The organism is Leclercia adecarboxylata (assembly GCF_006171285.1).
GTDB classification, from domain to species: Bacteria; Pseudomonadota; Gammaproteobacteria; order Enterobacterales; family Enterobacteriaceae; genus Enterobacter; species Enterobacter barmai.
Genome location: NZ_CP040888.1, coordinates 213,548 through 233,298, shown reverse-complemented (window position 1 = coordinate 233,298; position 19,751 = coordinate 213,548). Strand labels below are relative to the sequence as shown.

Here is a 19,751-nt window from a genome sequence, read left to right as displayed (position 1 = left end):
GATGGTCGATTCTACCGCTTTGAACTTGCCACAAACAAGCTCGGGTCTGCCAGAACGGGATTGATAGCCCGGAGCTGTTCCTGGACGCGCACCTGAGCCTTACGGCTGGGCGATTTTTTGCTTCGTTCCCGTTTGCCTTCGCTTTCCCGCTCATCCTGTTTTACCTGAGCCAGTCTGAGTACAGTCCCGAGACGTTTGTTATCGACAATCTGCCCCTGGTCGACACAGGCCAGCTTATCAAATGCCTGGCACTTGAGGATCCGGTGTCCATAGTGGAAGGCGAGGGTGCCATCGGGATAATCCAGTACTTTAATTTTTTCACCGGCAAGACGGCTATTTTCTTCTGTTGGGTCCATGAGATAAAGGATCTTATCGTACTGGAATGTCAGTGATTTCGACACGGTACGGACATCATGCCAGGCAAAGATGTCTCTTAACTCATCGGGGCTTTCCTGTACCGGACGATGCAAATCTTTGGGGAACTTTGGCGGACGCGAAAAACGACGGTTGAAGTCTTCGATGAAATTCGAAAGCCAGGCATTTGCGGCTTCAATGCCGGTAATGCCTTCAAGGCGCATTTCCTTGATCAGTCGATCCTGAAGTGTCTGATTAGCACGTTCCACGCGGCCTTTAGCTTCCGAGCTGTTGGCACAAATGAGCTCAATTGCCATGTCATAAAGCACACGTCCGAACTGGGTAACGGTGGTATTGCGGTTCTCCGGACCGCTGACACGAAATATTGCGTGTTTGTCACTGTACAGCGATACCGGCTTCCCATGCTGCTCAATGTATTCCCAGGTTGCCAGCATGTAATCAAAGGCTGTTTCTGACTCGCTGAACCGCAAATGCATCAGGCGGCCAGTAGCGTCATCTATAAATACAAGCAGGCAGCATTTCGGCGCACGACCTTCAAACCAGTCATGATGGGAGCCGTCTATCTGGACAAGCTCTCCGAGACAATCACGACGATGTCGGGGCTGATAAACCCGTGACTTGCGACGAGCATGCGGGACCCAGAGTCCGTCAGACGTCATCCAGTTGCGGACGGTCTCGATTGAAAGCCGGATATCATGGCGTTCCCTGAGTTTTTCAGCGGCCAGCGTGGGTCCAAAGTCACTGTAGTTTTCACGTATCAGTTTGAGGACGCGTAGTTTAAGCGATTCGGTCAACCGGCGGTTGCTTGGCTGGCCGCGTTTACGGCTGACAAGTCCTTCAGCACCAGAAACCCGGTAACGATTGATAAGCCGTTGCGCCTGACGTTCCGAGATGCCAAGCTGTGAAGCTGCATCGCGACGCCGTAGACGCTTTTCGCAAACTGCCTGTATTACCGGCAAACGGTGGATCTCTTTATCTGACATGGTGACCAACATCCGTTGAGTCCCTTAGAATTGCATTCAGTTTAGCTTACTCTAAGGTGACGTTTCTATCTGGATAAAAAGTGACATTACTAAATGGTCCTAACACATGTTTGTCAAGGCTAAGTTAAGATGTCCGGGGCAGGGCAAAGTTCAAATGTCCTCCAATACTCAGTAGATTGCAGAAGTAAATTCATGTGGAGACAGCCTATAACCTAATGGTAAAATTAGCTTTTAGCTGTTAGAAGAGGGATGCTATGGCTCTTACGGTGACTGCTGCGTTTAACGAGTTTCAGCGCAATATTGTAAATCTAGATAGCTCTCAGACTGATCGAGCCAGAGCCAGTAGAGATTGGTTATTGGGCAGAATGAACACTTTTCCAAATAATGATGTTTATTTCCCCATAATATACCCTGATATACATACAGGTTTTGGTTCCTTTGCTAGACGCACAAAAATTCGCCCTTTAGATGATATAGATCTTATGTTTGGTCTCGATGGTGATGATTGTGTATACAGCGAGAGTGATGGAAAAATAATAATCACTGCGCGTGAAGGAACCGTTCGTTTAAAATACTATAAGCATGATGGCACAAATTTTATTAACTCTAGAAAAATAATAAACAGTTTTATCTCAAGCCTAAATCAAATTCCGCAGTATGATAAGGCTGATGTAAAAAGAAATCAGGAAGCAGCTACTCTGAAGCTAAAATCCTATGACTGGAATTTTGATATAGTTCCTGCATTCATTACTACTCCAGATTCATTTGGCAAGACATATTATTTAATACCAGATGGGAATGGTCATTGGAAGAAGACAGATCCACGAATTGACAAGCAAAAAGTTACTGATCTTAATGTTAAACTCTCAGGAAACATGTTAAATGTCATTCGTGTAATAAAATATTGGCAAAAACGTCCCACCATGCCTTCAATGAGTAGTTACTTGTTAGAGACAATGCTACTTAACTACTTCAACGGTCGATCAGAATGTTATCAATGGGTCGATTTAGAGATTGTCAATGTTTTAGGTTACTTAGCCTCTGCTATATTTAGTCCGGTATACGATCACAAAGGCATACAAGGAAACATAAACAACCTTAGTTATGATGATAAATTAAAGATATCTATCCGCTGTTATCTTGACCAAGGAAAAGCAACGGAAGCCCGTAATTACGAAAGTCAAAATAACCACAGAGCGTCCATTAACAAATGGCAGGATGTTTTTGGTGTCAACTTCCCATCATACGGATGAAAAATGAGTCAAATATTTTTGCGCCAAAATGATAGTAAAAACATTGAGTTACTAATGGCAATGAGGCGGACTTACTCACAGGTTAAATTTGTTAACTGGGTAGTGTTTTTTCTTAGTGTCGTAATATCTGTCGCTATTGTAATATTTACTACAGTGATAAAGAAAATGGGGCTATTCCCTCATTTGACTATAGCTCCTTATCTCGGTTATTACGGTATAATCGTGTTGGTCATCACAATTATTTTTTCCACAATGATTTCCTCAATGAAAAAATGTGCAGCCACAATTCAGGAAATGTTTGACTGTGATGTCTTACACATTCCATGGAGTGAATTAAAAGTAGGGAAGCCGGTTGGCAGAGAAAATGTCTTTAAGGCTTCAAGGTATTACAAAAAAAGAAACAAAAATGATGAGTTTATTAACTGGTATCTAAATAAAGATTATCATGCTAATGAAAACATATTGGCATTATTATGTCATGCGAAAAATTTTGGCTGGGATAAGGCACAGCGCGATGTAATGAGTAAAATATATTTTATCACTATGTTACTTTCCTTTTTGGTACTTCTTGCATATGGTTTATGGTCTAAATCCTCGCTGGAAGATTTTTTGTTTTATATTGTTTTCATGCTCCCGTTTTTTAGACATGTGATAATGTTATACGTTGAAAACAACAAATCTATTAATCGAATTATGCGTGTTAAAGATTTTATTGAGAAAAAAATACAGAATATAAAGATAAGTGGCATTATAAACGATGACATCTTATCTCATGATTTAAGATCGATTCAGGATGAGGTTTATGCCCATCGATCGACCTCGAATCCTGTGCCCAATTGTCTCCACAGATTCATGCGGAAGAATAATGAGGCTATTTATGATGATTATTTTGAAGAGAACTTGAAAATTTTACCCCGATAGTTAATATACCCGGAGTTATCCTCCGGGTTTTCATATCTGTTTCTTACCAAATATTTCTTCAGATCGTGACTGAAGTTTTACAAGCGCATTGAACATATCGTCCTGATCCAAAGAACGCTGGGATTTTTTCGTCGTGGGGGCTTTGCGCCTGCGTGAAGGGCCGTCACCGGATGGCACTGATTGTGACCGGTTATTATCCCGTTCGGCCTGCACCAGTTGCGCCATTTCCAGCGCACGGCCAAGACGTTTATTGTCCACAATGGCACCCTGATCGATTTCAGATAGTTTGTCATAGGTAGAGTAGGGAAGTGATATGCCATTAAGCCGGAGCTCTTTATGTCCGTCAGGGTAATGCCAAACATCAATATATTTACCAATTGCCCGACGACTGAATTCGCTGTCTTCAATGAGATAAAGCACTTTGTCGTACTGCACCGTGAGTGATTTCGACACGCGGCGGGCTTCACGCCAAGTAAACACCATATCAAGATCATCATCGACATCCAGTTCCCGGTGAACATCGAACTCCTGGCGAGGCGCTTTTGAGAAACGTCGGTTGTAATCGTTCATGAACTCTTCGGCAAATGCGTTTGCAGCTTCCATGGTGCTGATGTCCTGAAGCCTGAGTTCCTTGACCAGTCTGTCCTGAAGGGTCTGATGCGCCCGCTCAACACGACCTTTTGCTGCGCTGGTTTCTGCACAGATGGTCTGAATGTTCAGTTCGTGCATCGCACGGCCAAACTGGGTATCGCCGTCGCCGCCGGTTGCATTTTTATTGTTGATCCTGAATACACTGGCTTTGTCGCTGTACAGTGCCAGCGGTTTACCATGTTTTTCGATATAACCACGTGTCGCTTCAAAGTAGGTGAAAGTAGACTCAGATTTCACGAAACGAAGCTGCATTAAGCGACTGGTTGCATCGTCTACGTAAACCAGTGCCGTACACTTAGGTCCCCGGTTTTCAAACCAGTGATGATCACAGCCGTCGATTTGTATGAGTTCACCGGCACAGGCACGACGGTAACGAGGCTGCTGAATTTTTGGCGCACGTTGCTTACGTGGGACCCACAGACTGGCCTGAGTCATCAGCTTACGCACAGTTTCTTTGGAAAGATGTACGCCATGAATCTCAGACAGCTTTTCACAGGCCAGCGTCGGGCCGAAATCGTTATAGCGTTCTCGAATAATATTGAGCGCGTAAGCAGCCAGTCCCTGAGGCAACTGATGGTTGCTTGCTTTACCACGGCGACGGCTGGTCATTCCAAGTGGACCATCTTCACGATAACGAGCAAGAAGACGGCGGCACTGACGGTCGGATATCCCAAGCCGCTGAGCTGCCACCTGTGTTGTCAGACGCCGGTCGATGACTTCCTGAATAATCTTGAGTCGGTTAACTTCATCCAAAGTGAAAAACTCCGCTGCGAGAGCCGTCATGGTAATCCTTACTTGATTATACACGCCGGACATCTTAACTTAGCCCAAGGCGGACATTACAACTTTGCTGTTACACATGTTTGTCAAAGCTAAGTAGAGATGTCCGGGGTGGGGCAAAGTTCAAATGTCCTTTGATAATATTGAATTCCTGGATAAAAATCGCATCTTAACCTCTTCGTTTGAGTACCTTGTTGGGTTGACCCCGTATTCGCTTTATTTGTAGTATTGGGCTGCTTTGAAGTGTTTCATGTTCAAACGCGACGTGTTCTGTAAGTTCTTCCTGACAACAGAGCCGACAATATATACACATCCGCTATGGAGAATCTGACAACCGCTATGCGTATTACGCCACCCTGAGTTTTTCCTTCCTCTGTCGTACTGAGCAAGCCTCAGCACGCACTCAATAACATCCCGTCTGCGGATGTGCTTTACCGTACGTAAAAATGTAGCCCTCCAGGGCTGACTGTATCTAAAAACTGAGAAATTACTATGTTGCTGTCCTCGACGCGTAAGGACTGGCTGGGTAACGTCCGTGGTGACGTTCTGGCCGGTATTGTTGTCGCGCTCGCACTCATTCCAGAAGCGATCGCCTTTTCCATTATCGCCGGTGTTGATCCCCAGGTGGGCCTCTACTCGGCGTTCTGTATTCCTCTCGTTATGGCCTTCTTTGGCGGACGTCCGGCGATGATTTCGTCCTCCACCGGTGCAATGGCTCTCCTGATGGTGACGCTGGTGAAAGATCATGGCTTACAGTATTTACTGGCTGCCTCCATACTGACCGGGGTATTCCAGCTGATAGCCGGATATCTGAAGCTTGGCGGGCTGATGCGTTTTGTTTCACGCTCAGTGGTCACGGGGTTTGTTAATGCACTGGCAATACTGATTTTTATGGCCCAGTTGCCTGAGCTGACCAATGTGACATGGCATGTTTATGCCATGACTGCGGCAGGGCTGGGGATCATCTATCTCTTCCCTTATATCAACAAAACCATTCCTTCACCGCTTGTGTGCATCGTGGTGCTGACTGGGATTGCCATGTGGCTGCATCTGGATGTGCGAACCGTCGGGGATATGGGGAAACTTCCCGACAGTCTGCCGGTCTTCCTGCTCCCGGACGTGCCTTTAAATCTTCAGACGCTGCTCATCATCCTGCCATATTCTGCGGGGCTTGCGGTGGTTGGCCTGCTTGAGTCGATGATGACCGCCACTATCGTGGATGACATGACCGACACGCCAAGCGACAAAAACAGGGAGTGCAAAGCTCAGGGCATCGCGAACATCTGCACATCCTTTATCGGAGGAATGGCAGGCTGCGCGATGATTGGGCAATCTGTTATCAACGTAAAATCCGGTGGACGCGGACGACTTTCAACCCTCACGGCGGGCGTGGTGCTGCTTTGCCTGATTGTGTTCCTGCGCGACTGGGTCTCCCAAATCCCGATGGCAGCGCTGGTCGCGGTGATGATTATGGTTTCCATCGGGACATTCTCCTGGCGCTCCATTGCCAACCTGCGGACACACCCCCTTTCAACCAGCGTGGTCATGCTTGCCACCGTCGCGGTTGTGGTGGCAACACATAATCTGGCCTTCGGTGTGCTGACCGGTGTACTGATTGCTTCGCTCAACTTTGCCACTAAAGTATCCCGGTTCATGCGTGTAACCTCAGTTCTGGAGGGGACGAGCCGGACGTATACCGTCACCGGCCAGGTATTCTTTGCTTCAGCAGACCGCTTTACGAGCCACTTTGATTTCCGTGAAGCGATTGAGAATGTGGTGATAGACGTTTCACATGCCCATTTCTGGGACATCACGTCCGTCAGCGCCCTGGATAAGGTGGTCATTAAGTTCCGCAGAGAGGGCGCCGGGGTTGAAGTACGTGGGATGAATGAAGCCACCCGCACCATCGTTGACCGGTTTGGTGTTCACGATAAACCTGAAGAAGTCGAAAAACTGATGGGCGGTCATTAACAGACTGGAGGGAAAACTATGAATAATACTGTTACAGCCTGTGTGGACGGTTCACTTTCAACGCGGTCAGTGTGTGAATATGCGGCGTGGGCAGCCCGCACTTTGCAATCACAGCTAGCACTGTTGCACGTTATCGAAAAAGACAGCACCCCGGTAGTGTCAGACCTGACCGGCACTCTCGGCATAGACAGTCAGCAATTGCTGACCGATGAGCTGGTAGAAATTGAAGGGCAACGTAATCGCCTGCTGATGGCCCAGGGGAAAGCAATACTGGAAAGTTGTGCTGAACTGCTTCAAAAACAGGGAAGCCCGGATGTGCTTTTGATGCAAAAACACGGTACACCGGATGAAGTTCTGGCAGAGCTGAGCGACCTTCGTCTCATGGTGCTGGGGCGTCGGGGTAGCCAGCATCCGGTAGGCTCTCATCTGGAAAGCGTTATTCGTCTGCAAAAGAAACCCCTACTGGTTGTTCCGGAGAACTACTCAGTGCCTTCCAGAGTCATGCTGGCTTATGATGGCAGTGAAGAAAGCAGGAGTAACCTGGAACGTCTGACGATGAGTCCCTTACTCAGGGGGCTGGAGTGCCACCTTGTCATGGTAAACGGTAAGAAGGAAGAGCTGCTGACCGCACAGCAAATTTTACGTGACGCGGATATAGAAAACAGCACAACACATCTTACCGGGCAATCAGTCGGGGACGCGCTTATTCGTTACGCCGAGGAAAATGCTGTCGATCTGATAGTGATGGGGGCCTACGGTCATTCCAGGTTGCGGCAGTTCTTTATCGGTAGTCATACCTCCGAAATGCTGCAAAAGACGCAACAACCGCTTCTTATCCTCCGTTAGCACTGATTATCTTAAATAAAAAAGGGCGAGTTCTCTCGCCCTTCGTCACAAGAACACGTTTAGTTCAGCCGGTTACCTTTTTCATCAACTACCTTCTCACCGTCCTCTTTCGTGAACGCGCTTTTCTGCGCATCGGGAAGAATATCCAGCACGACTTCAGAAGGGCGACATAGCCGGGTACCCAGCGGCGTTACCACGATAGGGCGATTGATCAGAACAGGGTGCTGCAACATAAAATCGATTAACTGCTCGTCAGTAAAGCGGTCTTCCGCCAGCCCTAACGCTTCAAAAGGTTCGACATTCTTACGCAGCAGCGCTCGTACCGTGATCCCCATATCCGCAATGAGTTTTACCAGCTCAGCTCGTGATGGTGGGGTTTCAAGATAATGAATAACGGTCGGCTCTGTACCGCTGTTGCGGATCATTTCAAGGGTATTGCGTGACGTGCCGCAGGCCGGGTTGTGATAAATGGTAATGTTGCTCATATCAGTATCTCATTACAAAGTGAAAGACAGACGAAGCGCCAGTGCTGCAAGCGTGACAAACAGCACGGGGATTGTCATGACAATGCCCACCCGGAAGTAATATCCCCAGGTAATTTTGATATTTTTCTGCGACAGAACGTGCAGCCACAGTAACGTTGCCAGACTGCCGATAGGGGTAATTTTTGGCCCCAGGTCGCTGCCGATGACGTTGGCGTAAATCATCGCTTCTTTGATAACACCGGTCGCTGTGCTGCCATCAATCGACAGCGCCCCGACCAGCACGGTCGGCATATTGTTCATCACTGATGACAGGAAGGCCGTCAGGAAGCCCGTACCCAGCGTTGCCGCCCACAATCCCTGCTCTGCCAGCTGATTCAGCAAGGAAGAGAGATAGTGGGTCAGACCGGCATTTCGTAAGCCGTAGACCACCAGGTACATCCCCAGCGAGAAGATAACGATTTGCCAGGGCGCACCACGCAGCACCTTACCGGTGTTAATGGCATGCCCTTTTTTCGCAACAGCAAACAGAAGCAATGCACCAGCGGCTGCGACCAAACTGACCGGTACGCCCAGCGGCTCCAGTCCGAAGAATCCCACCAGAAGCAACACCAGAACCAGCCAGCCGGTTTTAAAGGTATTCATATCACGTATAGCGTCTTTCGGTTCTTTCAACAGAGAAACGTCGTAAACGGCGGGAATGTCCTTACGGAAAAACAGATGCAGCATCACCAGCGTAGCCGCAATCGCGGCCAGGTTAACCGGGACCATCACGGCGGCATATTCTGAGAAACCAAGCTTAAAGAAATCCGCCGAGACGATATTCACCAGGTTTGAGACAATCAGTGGCAGGCTTGCCGTGTCAGCGATAAACCCTGCGGCCATGATAAACGCTAAGGTTGCCCCCCGGCTGAATCCCAGCGCCAGCAGCATCGCGATAACGATAGGTGTCAGGATCAGTGCCGCACCGTCGTTGGCAAACAGTGCCGCAACCATCGCACCAAGCAGGACGATCCAGGTGAAGAGCAGCCGCCCCCGGCCATTCCCCCAACGGGCAACGTGCAGCGCGGCCCATTCAAAGAAGCCGGATTCGTCGAGCAGAAGACTGATGATGATCACGGCGATAAAGGTGGCGGTCGCATTCCACACTATCTGCCAGACCACCGGAATATCCCCCAGATGAACGACGCCAGTCAGCAATGCCAGAATTGCGCCCAGTGAGGCACTCCAGCCAATCCCCAGCCCTCTGGGTTGCCAGATAACCAGGACGAGCGTGAATAAAAAGATAGCACCAGCCAGTAACATCAGAAACTCCATTCACATTTGTTTATTCGGATATATATATCGCCATCAGCAGGAGACAGATGCCACGCTACTGAGCTTGTTGCGTATGTTTTCTCGTTCACAGTTCCAGGCTGTATCAATAATACCCGCAGCCCATGCTGGCATGTGTGGCGACAGTCGGTAATGCACCCATTTTCCTTCGCGACGGTCGATGACCAGCTCGGCTTCACGTAAAAGGGCCATATGGCGAGAAATTTTTGGCTGAGACTCTGCGGTTGCCGCACAGATGTCACAGACGCACATTTCACCGGACTCCCTGAGAAGCATCACGATAGTTGAACGGGTCTCGTCGGCGAGCAGTTTAAAAAGCTGAACAGGCTGTAGCATGCTTAACCTCGTAAAAAAATAACAATACATATGGTATTTCATATGTGATAACTTTTAAAGCATAGCTTATGAAATGGAGATTTTTTATGACCGACTTACCAGCAATCGAACCGGCTTATTTTGATGATGCGCTTGCCAGCAAACTTACGGGCAACAACGAAACCATGCCGCGAATTCTCATCCTGTACGGTTCAGTACGAGAGCGGTCCTACAGTCGTTTTGCAGCGGAAGAGGCCGGGCGGTTGCTGGCAAAGATGGGGGCTGAGGTGAAAATATTTAACCCATCCGGTCTGCCGTTACCCGATGATGCGCCCGAAAGTCACCCCAAAGTGCTTGAACTCCGCGAGCTGGTCAGGTGGTGTGACGGAATGGTCTGGAGTTCTCCGGAAAGACATGGCGCCATGAGCTCGGTGATGAAGGCCCAGATTGACTGGATACCCCTGAGTGAAGGTGCTGTTCGTCCTTCCCAGGGTAAAACGCTGGCCGTCATGCAGGTTTGTGGTGGTTCACAGTCGTTTAACACGGTCAATCAGATGCGGATACTTGGCCGCTGGATGCGGATGTTCACCATCCCCAATCAGTCGTCAGTGCCAAAGGCATGGCAGGAATTTGATGATGAAGGGCGCATGAAACCCTCACCCTGGTATGACAGGATTGTCGACGTTACCGAAGAGTTGTTCAAAATGACGTTACTCCTGAAAGGGCACACAGCCTACCTGTCCGACCGCTACAGCGAAAGGAAAGAGAGTCATCAGGAGCTCGCGGCACGGGTCAATCAGGCCAAAATCTGACAGCCAGGCATGCCCGGATGGATTACCGGGCTTTAAATCGGTTTCTTTCCAAATATCTCTTCAGAGCGTGACTGAAGTTTCACCAGGGCATTGAACATATCGTCCTGATCAAGGGAGCGCTGAGATTTCTTCGTTGTGGGGGCTTTACGCCTGCGTGAAGGACCGTCGCCGGATGGAACGGACTGCGACCGGTTATTATCCCGCTCGGCCTGGACCAGCTGCGCCATTTCCAGGGCCCGCCCCAGACGTTTGTTGTCCACAATGGCCCCCTGATCGATTTCAGAAAGCTTGTCATAGGTGGAGTAGGGAAGTGACACGCCATTAAGCCGGAGCTCTTTATGTCCATCCGGGTAATGCCAGACATCGATGTATTTACCAATCGCCCGACGACTGAATTCGCTGTCTTCAATCAGATAAAGGACTTTGTCGTACTGCACTGTGAGTGATTTCGACACTTTACGAGCTTCACGCCAGTTAAATACCATATCAAGATCATCATCGACATCCAGTTCCCGATGAACATCAAACGCCTGGCGAGGCGCTTTTGCGAAACGACGGTTGTAATCGTTCATGAACTCTTCGGCAAATGCGTTCGCAGCTTCCATGGAACTGATACCCTGGAGCCTGAGCTCCTTGACCAGGCGGTCCTGAAGCGTTAGGTGCGCCCGTTCAACGCGGCCTTTGGCAGCACTGGTTTCTGCACAAATGGTCTGAATGTTCAGTTCATGCATCGCACGGCCAAACTGGGTATCGCCGTCGCCGCCGGTTGCGTTTTTATTGTTGATCCTGAATACACTGGCTTTGTCGCTGTACAGTGCCAGCGGCTTGCCATGTTTTTCAATATAGCCCCGGGTCGCTTCAAAATAGGTGAAAGTAGACTCAGATTTCACGAAAAGAAGCTGCATTAAACGACTGGTTGCGTCATCAACGTAAACCAGCGCCGTACACTTAGGTCCCCGGTTTTCAAACCAGTGGTGGTCGCAGCCGTCGATTTGTATGAGTTCACCGGCACAGGCACGGCGGAAACGCGGCTGCTGAATTTTTGGCGCACGTTGCTTACGTGGGACCCAAAGACTGGCCTGAGTCATCAGTTTACGGACGGTTTCTTTAGAAAGATGAACACCGTGAACCTCAGACAGCTTTTCACAGGCCAGTGTCGGACCGAAATCGTTGTAGCGCTCGCGAATAATATTCAGCGCGTATGCGGCCAGTCCCAGAGGCAGCTGATTGTTGCTGGATTTACCACGACGGCGGCTGGTCATGCCAAGCGGACCATCTTCACGATAACGCGCAAGCAGACGGCGGCACTGACGGTCGGAGATACCAAGCTGCTGAGCTGCCATCTGTGTTGTCAGACGCCGGTCGATGACGTCCTGAATGATCTTGAGTCTGTTAACTTCATCCAAAGTGAAAAACTCCGCTGCGAGAGCCGTCATGGTAATCCTTACTTGATTATACACGCCGGACATCTTAACTTAGCCATTATCGGACATTACAACTTTGCTACTACACATGTTTGTCAAGGCTCAATTGAAATGTCCGTTATCCAGCTCAATTAAAATGACCACTTTGATCTCTCATTCTCTTTACTGATAGACTTTCCTCCGACTGAAACAACAGGATGATTGAGCCCATGCTTCGATACGAGTTAACGCCGAACAATGCAGGTTTTATACTGTGGGGAGATTCAGAAGCCCTGAATGAATTACATGAACTCATTCATTACATCGTGGATGAAAGCCCACTGATTAAAGTTAAAGACGGATTTATGTTATCCCTTGCCTATGATATTCGTAAAGCACGGGAAGGTAATCGTCGTGTTGAGCAACATCAGTATGATCAACATGATACATATAAGCTTTATGGTGTTGAGCTTTTATGGCCTCTGGTCCTGGTACAGTCCTCAATACTCAGAAACTCAATGGGTTATATTCAGACAGACAAAAACCAGCTGTCTGTCATGTATGCCTTTGAATACCTGATAGAATCAGCATTAACAGAGTCTGAGAGAACAACGTCGAATGATATTATGCTAACAGTAAAATATGCATCAGACTCTGATTTTAATTTCATTGAGGATAATATTGACAGCAGGTGCTGCTATTTTATCAGCCTATCTCCGGAGCAAAGAAAAAAGCAGTTAATCAGTATTGTTCGTTCTTTTCATTCATTATGGGGTAAGTATGCCCGTGAAAAGCAGGACATAAAGATGCTGAACGAAATGAATAATACATCATGGGTCTGGCCGGACAATATCAACTGGTGAGCAACCACTGTCCGGCCAGTGAGTACCATCAGCGGGCTCTTTTACCAAAAATGTCCTCTGAACGTGACTGAAGCTGTTTGAGTGCTTCGAGCATGTCATCATTATCCAGTGAGCGCTGGGATTTCTTCCCTTCCTGCTTTGGCCGTCGTCGGGAAGGGCCATCTCCAGCGGGAATTGACTGAGAGCGCGTGTTATCCCGCTTGCTCTGCACCAGACTGATAAACTCCAGGGTTCGGCCAAGACGCTTGTTATCGACAATCGCGCCCTGGTCGATTTCTGACAGTCGGTCGTAGGTAGAGTAGGGAAGTAGCGTACCGTTCAGGCGCAGCTCTTTTCTGCCATCAGGATAGTGATACACATCGATATATTTACCTATTGCACGGCGACTCAGTTCGCTGTCTTCAATCAGGTACAACATTTTATCATATTGTATCGTCAACGATTTTGAGACTTTACGTTTTTCACGAACAGTGAAAATAAGCCCCAGGTCCTCATCATGTTCTACAGCACGGTGTACGTCAAAATCATGTCGCGGTACTTTGCCAAAACGGCGGTTATAGTCAGCCATATAGGCCTCAGCGAAGTCATTTGCAGCCTCCATTGAACAAATGCCCTGTAACCGCAGCTCTTTGACCAGACGATCCTGTAAAGTGAGGTGAGCTCGTTCTACACGCCCTTTGGCGGGACTGGTTTCTGCACAGATAGTCTGGATGTTCAGTTCATGCATGGCTCGCCCAAACTGAGTATGCCCGTCTCCGCCTGTGGCGTGTTTATTGTTAACACGAAAAACACCGGCTTTATCGCTGTACAGTGCCAGCGGTTTACCATGCTTATCGATATAGCGCCGCGTGGCTTCGAAGTAAGAAAACGTGGACTCCGATTTAACAAACAACAGTTCCATCAGTTTGCTGGTTGCATCATCAACATAGACCAGCGCGGTGCAGGCCGGGCCACGGCCTTCAAACCAGTCGTGATCACAGCCATCTATTTGTATCAGCTCACCAGTACACGGACGCCGGTACCGTGGTTGAGGGATCCTTGCGGCACGTTGTTTACGGGGAACCCATAAGCCAGCCCGCACCATGATGCGCCGGACAGTTTCTTTGCCAAGAAACAGTCCGTGGAGTTCTTCGAGCTTTTCACGCGCCAGAGTCGGACCGAAATCAGCATAACGCGTCTTGATCAGTTCCAGAGCCTGATCTGCGAGCCCGGGTGGCAACTGGCGGTTACCACGCATGCCACATCGTCTGCTGGCCATACCAAGCGGTCCGCCTTCACGGTAACGGGCAAGAAGTCTGCGGCATTGCCTGTCGCTGATACCGAGGTGCTCGGCCGCACGGCGCGTTGTGATGCGACGTTCAATGACGTCCTGTATAATCTTGATCCGGTTGATCTCTTTCAAAGTAAACACTCCTGAGCTTTCTGCGCTCATGATATGCCTCCCGGTAGTTTAAACGGACCAGTGAAGCTTACCATAGCGCGGACATCTGAATTGAGCCACAGGCGGACATTACTATTGAGCCATTACACATGTTAGTGCGCATAATCATGATTATGTAAGATCAGCGTTAAGTAGTCGATTTATTTGAAAGTGACGTCGTCTTTAAGTTAAAATCACCTATAATCAATACCTACTGGAGCAGCTCATGGCTGACACCTACCTCCCCCCGGGCTTTAAAAAATGCAAATCATGTCAGCAAGTTAAACCCTTTGAACAGTTTGGAAAAGAGCTCAAGGGCAAGTTTGGCCTCAAGAGTAAATGCCGAGCGTGTATTAGCGAGAAAAACAAAACGTACGCAGCAGGCCCAGGGGCCGAAGTAAAGACGCAAAATAATAGGACCTACCAGGCAGAAAACAAGACTGAGCTCGCGGAGAAAATGCGCGTTAAGCGTGCGAAAGAAAAATTTGGTGATCGCTATAATTCCTACCTCGCTTCTTTAGAGTCCATGAAAAAACTCAAATAATGTAATCGCCAACGGAGGAATAATGAATGTACATCTGAAATATGATACGATAAAGCACTATCACTTTGATTGGCTAACGCCTGCTGGCGACTATCCTAATTCAGCGGTTATGCTCGTAGGTTTCCGTGATGGGCGCTGGATTATTGTTCAAGAGTTCGGAAATGATTATAGCTGCTTCGAGGGCGTTCTGAAGAATGGTGATGATCTTAATACGGAGCCTAAATTCTATTCCGACTTAGAAAGCGTAGCGGTTGCTGCTTTTGGCATGATGAAGCAGATATATCCCCAGTACCAAGATAGCACGTTAGAAGAATTCCTCGCTGGATAAAATATTCTAGAAACCAAACTCGCCTTATTCGAAGGAAACTGACTATGTATAGAAAGGTTTTAGCTCTTTCAGCCTTACTGATTTCTGCTTGTTCCACCGATAATCCTCATAAACAAAGTATGCACCACAATGATTTTGAGCTTTCGGACTCAGCTGTAAAAATTCAAATCAAGTCTGGAAATAAGACAATCTCCGGCTCAGGTACTTGGATCGATGAACAACATATTCTTACAGCTTCACATTTATGGCTTGATGCAAGCAAGGATTATAGTCTAAGTATAATAACAAGGAATGGGAGCCAACCAGCAACAGTTATCAATATTGATGATCCTAAGAACCGGGACCTCGCTCTTTTAAAAGTAGAAAAAAATACTATTGTCAAAGCCCCACCTAATTGGAAGCTTCCAGTATGTGATAATGTTCTAGCTCCAGGTGAGTCTGTTTGGGTTCTATCGGGAATGTATAATACGCTTTCAAATACGTATGCTTCCCCCGACTCAACCTACTATTATAAAGGAATAGTTGGTTCTGATGGTTTGACTGCTTTTTATCAAAATGGAGGCTTTGTTGAATAAATCGAACTTTTGCTGAGTTGAAGGATCAGATCACGTATCTTCCCGACAACGCAGACCGTTCCGTGGCAAAGCAAAAGTTCAAAATCACCAACTGGCCCACCTACAATAAAGCCCTCATCAACCGTGGCTCCATAACTTTCTGGCTGGATGATGAAGCTATTCAGGCCTGGTATGAGTCAGCAACACCTTCTTCACGAGGCAGACCTCAGCGCTATTCTGACCTTGCCATCACGACTGTGCTGGTCATTAAACGCGTATTCAGGCTGACCCTGCGCGCTGCGCAGGGCTTTATTGATTCCATTTTTTCTCTGATGAACGTTCCGCTACGCTGCCCGGATTACAGCTGTGTCAGCAGGCGGGCAAAGTCGGTTAACGTCAGTTTCAAAACGCCCACCCGGGGTGAAATCGCACACCTGGTAATTGATTCCACCGGGCTGAAGGTCTTCGGTGAAGGCGAGTGGAAAGTCAAAAAGCATGGCCAGGAACGCCGCCGTATCTGGCGTAAGCTGCATCTCGCCGTTGACAGTAAAACACATGAAATCATCTGCGCTGACCTGTCGCTGAACAATGTGACGGACTCAGAAGCCTTCCCGGGTCTTATCCGGCAGACTCACAGAAAAATCAGGGCAGCATCGGCAGACGGCGCTTACGACACCCGGCTCTGTCACGATGAACTGCGGCGTAAGAAAATCAGCGCGCTTATCCCTCCCCGAAAAGGTGCGGGTTACTGGCCCGGTGAATATGCAGACCGTAACCGTGCAGTGGCTAATCAGCGAATGACCGGGAGTAATGCGCGGTGGAAATGGACAACAGATTACAACCGTCGCTCGATAGCGGAAACGGCGATGTACCGGGTAAAACAGCTGTTCGGGGGTTCACTGACGCTGCGTGACTACGATGGTCAGGTTGCGGAGGCTATGGCCCTGGTACGAGCGCTGAACAAAATGACGAAAGCAGGTATGCCTGAAAGCGTGCGTATTGCCTGAAAACACAACCCGCTACGGGGGAGACTTACCCGAAATCTGATTTATTCAACAAAGCCCATTTCTTCCCAAGCTGACTCGCTGATTAAAATTTCGCGGATCTGGGCCGATTTTTTTCCCGCAAACACATCGAATCAGCCTATTTAGGCTATTTTTTCCACCATTTCTGGCGTTATTTCCGGTTTTTACTGAGATCTCTCCCACTGACGTATCATTTGGTCCACCCGAAACAGGTTGGCCAGGGTGAATAACATCGCCAGTTGGTTATCGTTTTTCAGCAGCCCCTTGTATCTGGCTTTCACGAAGCCGAACTGCCGCTTGATGATGCGAAACGGGTGCTCCACCCTGGCACGGATGCTGGCTTTCATGTATTCGATGTTGATGGCCGTTTTGTTCTTGCGCGGATGCTGCTTCAAGGTTTTTACCTTGCCGGGACGCTCGGCGATCAGCCAGTCCACATCCACCTCGGCCAGCTCCTCGCGCTGTGGCGCTCCTTGGTAGCCGGCATCGGCTGAGACAAATTGCTCCTCTCCATGAAGCAGATTACCCAGCTGATTGAGGTCATGCTCGTTGGCCGCGGTGGTGACCAGGCTGTGGGTCAGGCCACTCTTGGCATCGACACCAATGTGGGCCTTCATGCCAAAGTGCCACTGATTGCCTTTCTTGGTCTGATGCATCTCCGGATCGCGTTGCTGCTCTTTGTTCTTGGTAGAGCTGGGTGCCTCAATGATGGTGGCATCCACCAAAGTGCCTTGGGTCATCATGACGCCTGCTTCGGCCAGCCAGCAATTGATGGTCTTGAACAATTGACGGGCCAGTTGATGCTGCTCGAGCAGGTGGCGGAAATTCATGATGGTGGTGCGATCCGGCAGGGCGCTATCCAGGGATAATCGGGCAAACAGGCGCATGGAGGCGATTTCGTACAGGGCATCTTCCATGGCACCGTCGCTCAGGTTGTACCAATGCTGCATGCAGTGAATACGCAGCATGGTCTCCAGCGGATAGGGCCGTCGGCCATTGCCCGCCTTGGGATAAAACGGCTCGATGACAGCGGTCATATTCTGCCATGGCAGAATCTGCTCCATGCGGGAGAGGAAAATCTCTTTTCGGGTCTGACGGCGCTTAGTGCTGAATTCACTATCGGCGAAGGTGAGTTGATGGCTCATGATGTCCCTCTGGGATGCGCTCCGGATGAATATGATGATCTCATATCAGGAACTTGTTCGCACCTTCCCTAGACTTAACGATGTTAAAATTTTGGTTGTATTAAAATCCTCCTGCGAAAGTGAAATCATCCATGTATTATCTTTATGATAGTCGGTGATATAAATAAAATGAGATGTAAAAGGCGTTGAGTGATTGAACTCTCCTAAGTTCCATCCATACTGTCTCACTGTATTTGAGCTAAGTTCTTTGTCGGTAATGTTCATAATTCATACCTTTCGATAAAGTCTGTAATGATAATTAGCTATCTCAAAGGCCCAGAACAACTCTTGAAATAACCTCACTCGAAGAATTTATCATATTGAACACCCCTACCTAATAACCTTGCCGACTTAATAAATCACAATAGCCCTCCCCTGTCATTTTAAAACGCTACTTGAATTTTTGATAGCTTATAGTTGTTTTACGTTCTTTGTGATACTCATATGTCATCTTCTCTTTCCAGTACCAATCTTGTAAATCCTGCAAGTCTAGCCCATTTTTCTCACGTATGCTTTCGTGTAATTCGCTAAGCGCGAGTTTATCATTAGGTTTATAAATGGCTAATTTTTCTTCAAATAAATCCAGCCAACGTTTCCCCATCTTTCGACGCAAAACAAACACCATCGTGATAATTGTACTGAAATGCACAGCAATTAGTTCCAACTTATGCGATTGCTGACCAGATAAAATTACTATTGTAACAACAGGGATGGCCGTATATAAAGCAATCAAAGCGACCATAAGTTGATATGGTTTTTCCCGTATTACCATGTCCATGGGTAAACCAGAGGACGCTACTGCTTGCCAAAATCTTAAATACCTTCCGATGGACTTAAACCTTTTCCCGTTTTTATGCATAAACCTGTTTTTATTTACTATCATGTTAGACCTCTATTTTTCTGTAATTCTAGAAGAATGTTACCTTAACCCTTAACAGGGATAACACCGCATGTATTATCTCCATAATCAAAGCGCAGGGCCGGTAATAAAAAGTACCATACCATCGATGTGTAGTTCGTTCAGTGCATCCCTGTCCGTGGATAGCTTTCTAATGTTGTCAGGAGTTGCATCAATCGGGTATAAATCTTGCGTCAGTTTGACGAGATTCTTCTCAGTGCAGGTAAGACCGCCTTCAGCGAGAGTGCGCAGGTAATCACTAAACACGACTTCTTTTTCATCAGAGGTAAGTCGCTCGAAGTACCCCATATGTTCGGACGTGAAATTCTCATCTGCAATACTTCTCACTACTGAGATGATATCCGACCTTATGACCAACTCCCGCACCGCAGCATAAAAAATCCTGCCGTAATGTCCTGACACGTTTTCCTTTGCGAGCCACCAGCGCTCATCCGTGGTAACGGGTACTGTGGTCGGGGATGCCAGTAGCAGAACGGGGCTTAAACCGGATCGCGATAACCCTTCAGCAAAAGCTTCTTCAGGAAGACTGCTAACAGGCTTGCCTTGATAACGTGCTTCTACCATCTATGCTTCTCCTTTCTGATGTAGGCATGACTGCCTTCTATTTAAGCAATCAGTAAACCGGATTGAGCTGAGCAACGTTATCCTTCTCCCATCATTGCTTGCCACTTTTACCATAAGCGCCAAACAATTAGCCCCATTATTCCGGTTGTAAACTGAACCTTAACACTAACCAGTATGAATCGGTCATCTGGGGCAAAGTGTCCACCGGGTTGAAGTAGCCAGG

The 19,751-nt window shown here is 48.0% G+C and carries 20 protein-coding genes; 10 read left to right on the top strand and 10 right to left on the bottom strand.

What is annotated here, in order from left to right:
- Positions 1-11: 11 nt before the first annotated feature.
- Positions 12-1,358, bottom strand: coding sequence for an ISNCY family transposase (locus FHN83_RS01185; protein WP_080398136.1), 1,347 nt, complete (start codon positions 1,356-1,358; stop codon positions 12-14).
- A gap of 254 nt (positions 1,359-1,612) precedes the next feature.
- On the opposite strand from FHN83_RS01185, the gene FHN83_RS01180 reads away from it, so the two are divergent.
- Together FHN83_RS01180 and FHN83_RS01175 are read left to right on the top strand one after the other, a co-directional pair.
- Positions 1,613-2,611, top strand: a complete 999-nt coding sequence (locus FHN83_RS01180) for a hypothetical protein (RefSeq protein WP_008786703.1) — start codon at positions 1,613-1,615, stop codon at positions 2,609-2,611.
- A 3-nt stretch (positions 2,612-2,614) separates the two neighbouring features.
- Positions 2,615-3,532 (top strand): S-4TM family putative pore-forming effector, encoded by a 918-nt coding sequence (locus FHN83_RS01175; RefSeq protein WP_008786702.1) that lies wholly within the window; start codon positions 2,615-2,617, stop codon positions 3,530-3,532.
- Positions 3,533-3,562: 30 nt separating this feature from the next.
- Here the strand turns inward: FHN83_RS01175 and FHN83_RS01170 are convergent, their stop codons facing one another.
- Positions 3,563-4,966, bottom strand: coding sequence for an ISNCY family transposase (locus FHN83_RS01170; protein WP_008786701.1), 1,404 nt, complete (start codon positions 4,964-4,966; stop codon positions 3,563-3,565).
- Positions 4,967-5,455: 489 nt separating this feature from the next.
- Here FHN83_RS01170 and FHN83_RS01165 point away from each other — a divergent pair, with 489 nt between their 5' ends.
- Together FHN83_RS01165 and FHN83_RS01160 are read left to right on the top strand one after the other, a co-directional pair.
- Entirely contained in the window at positions 5,456-6,934 is a 1,479-nt protein-coding gene (locus FHN83_RS01165) for a SulP family inorganic anion transporter (protein WP_139563070.1), read from the top strand.
- Between the two features lie 18 nt (positions 6,935-6,952).
- The gene (locus FHN83_RS01160; RefSeq protein ID WP_001066652.1) at positions 6,953-7,780 is read left to right on the top strand and encodes a universal stress protein; all 828 of its coding nucleotides are present in this window, start codon (positions 6,953-6,955) and stop codon (positions 7,778-7,780) included.
- 59 nt (positions 7,781-7,839) lie between these two features.
- Here the strand turns inward: FHN83_RS01160 and arsC are convergent, their stop codons facing one another.
- Genes arsC through FHN83_RS01145 form a run of 3 tightly spaced genes read right to left on the bottom strand, consistent with a single transcriptional unit; the run spans position 7,840 to position 9,933 of the window.
- A complete protein-coding gene (arsC, locus tag FHN83_RS01155) occupies positions 7,840-8,265 on the bottom strand; it encodes a glutaredoxin-dependent arsenate reductase (RefSeq protein WP_000065802.1) in 426 nt (141 codons plus the stop codon).
- A 12-nt stretch (positions 8,266-8,277) separates the two neighbouring features.
- Complete coding sequence (locus tag FHN83_RS01150; RefSeq protein ID WP_054628791.1) at positions 8,278-9,567, bottom strand: arsenic transporter; 1,290 nt, start codon at positions 9,565-9,567, stop codon at positions 8,278-8,280.
- 45 nt (positions 9,568-9,612) lie between these two features.
- Positions 9,613-9,933, bottom strand: a complete 321-nt coding sequence (locus tag FHN83_RS01145) for a transcriptional regulator (protein WP_000941305.1) — start codon at positions 9,931-9,933, stop codon at positions 9,613-9,615.
- Between the two features lie 86 nt (positions 9,934-10,019).
- Here FHN83_RS01145 and arsH point away from each other — a divergent pair, with 86 nt between their 5' ends.
- On the top strand, positions 10,020-10,724 hold the full coding sequence (arsH, locus tag FHN83_RS01140; RefSeq protein ID WP_000130816.1) for an arsenical resistance protein ArsH: 705 nt from the start codon (positions 10,020-10,022) through the stop codon (positions 10,722-10,724).
- Between the two features lie 32 nt (positions 10,725-10,756).
- Here the strand turns inward: arsH and FHN83_RS01135 are convergent, their stop codons facing one another.
- Complete coding sequence (locus tag FHN83_RS01135) at positions 10,757-12,160, bottom strand: ISNCY family transposase (RefSeq protein WP_058687697.1); 1,404 nt, start codon at positions 12,158-12,160, stop codon at positions 10,757-10,759.
- A 197-nt stretch (positions 12,161-12,357) separates the two neighbouring features.
- Here FHN83_RS01135 and FHN83_RS01130 point away from each other — a divergent pair, with 197 nt between their 5' ends.
- Positions 12,358-12,990, top strand: a complete 633-nt coding sequence (locus FHN83_RS01130) for a DUF6904 family protein (RefSeq protein ID WP_001567369.1) — start codon at positions 12,358-12,360, stop codon at positions 12,988-12,990.
- 28 nt (positions 12,991-13,018) lie between these two features.
- Here the strand turns inward: FHN83_RS01130 and FHN83_RS01125 are convergent, their stop codons facing one another.
- Positions 13,019-14,422, bottom strand: a complete 1,404-nt coding sequence (locus tag FHN83_RS01125) for an ISNCY-like element ISKpn21 family transposase (RefSeq protein ID WP_001567368.1) — start codon at positions 14,420-14,422, stop codon at positions 13,019-13,021.
- 214 nt (positions 14,423-14,636) lie between these two features.
- On the opposite strand from FHN83_RS01125, the gene FHN83_RS01120 reads away from it, so the two are divergent.
- From FHN83_RS01120 to FHN83_RS01105, 4 genes are read left to right on the top strand one after another with little or no spacing between them, the layout of a single operon-like run.
- The gene (locus FHN83_RS01120; protein ID WP_000785965.1) at positions 14,637-14,954 is read left to right on the top strand and encodes a hypothetical protein; all 318 of its coding nucleotides are present in this window, start codon (positions 14,637-14,639) and stop codon (positions 14,952-14,954) included.
- A 22-nt stretch (positions 14,955-14,976) separates the two neighbouring features.
- Positions 14,977-15,282: a hypothetical protein gene (locus tag FHN83_RS01115; protein WP_001100610.1), complete on the top strand. Its 306-nt coding sequence runs from the start codon at positions 14,977-14,979 to the stop codon at positions 15,280-15,282.
- Positions 15,283-15,326: 44 nt separating this feature from the next.
- A complete protein-coding gene (locus FHN83_RS01110; RefSeq protein WP_223290065.1) occupies positions 15,327-15,857 on the top strand; it encodes a trypsin-like serine protease in 531 nt (176 codons plus the stop codon).
- 17 nt (positions 15,858-15,874) lie between these two features.
- Positions 15,875-16,843: an IS5-like element IS903B family transposase gene (locus FHN83_RS01105; protein WP_013815099.1), complete on the top strand. Its 969-nt coding sequence runs from the start codon at positions 15,875-15,877 to the stop codon at positions 16,841-16,843.
- A gap of 182 nt (positions 16,844-17,025) precedes the next feature.
- Here FHN83_RS01105 and FHN83_RS01100 read toward each other — a convergent pair whose 3' ends face one another.
- The 3 genes from FHN83_RS01100 to FHN83_RS01085 all read right to left on the bottom strand — a co-directional run bounded on the left by FHN83_RS01100 (position 17,026) and on the right by FHN83_RS01085 (position 19,528).
- Positions 17,026-18,006: an IS5-like element ISKpn26 family transposase gene (locus FHN83_RS01100; RefSeq protein ID WP_119735251.1), complete on the bottom strand. Its 981-nt coding sequence runs from the start codon at positions 18,004-18,006 to the stop codon at positions 17,026-17,028.
- A 430-nt stretch (positions 18,007-18,436) separates the two neighbouring features.
- Complete coding sequence (locus FHN83_RS01090; protein WP_000636790.1) at positions 18,437-18,928, bottom strand: hypothetical protein; 492 nt, start codon at positions 18,926-18,928, stop codon at positions 18,437-18,439.
- Between the two features lie 84 nt (positions 18,929-19,012).
- Complete coding sequence (locus FHN83_RS01085; protein ID WP_000228894.1) at positions 19,013-19,528, bottom strand: hypothetical protein; 516 nt, start codon at positions 19,526-19,528, stop codon at positions 19,013-19,015.
- Positions 19,529-19,751 lie beyond the last annotated feature (223 nt).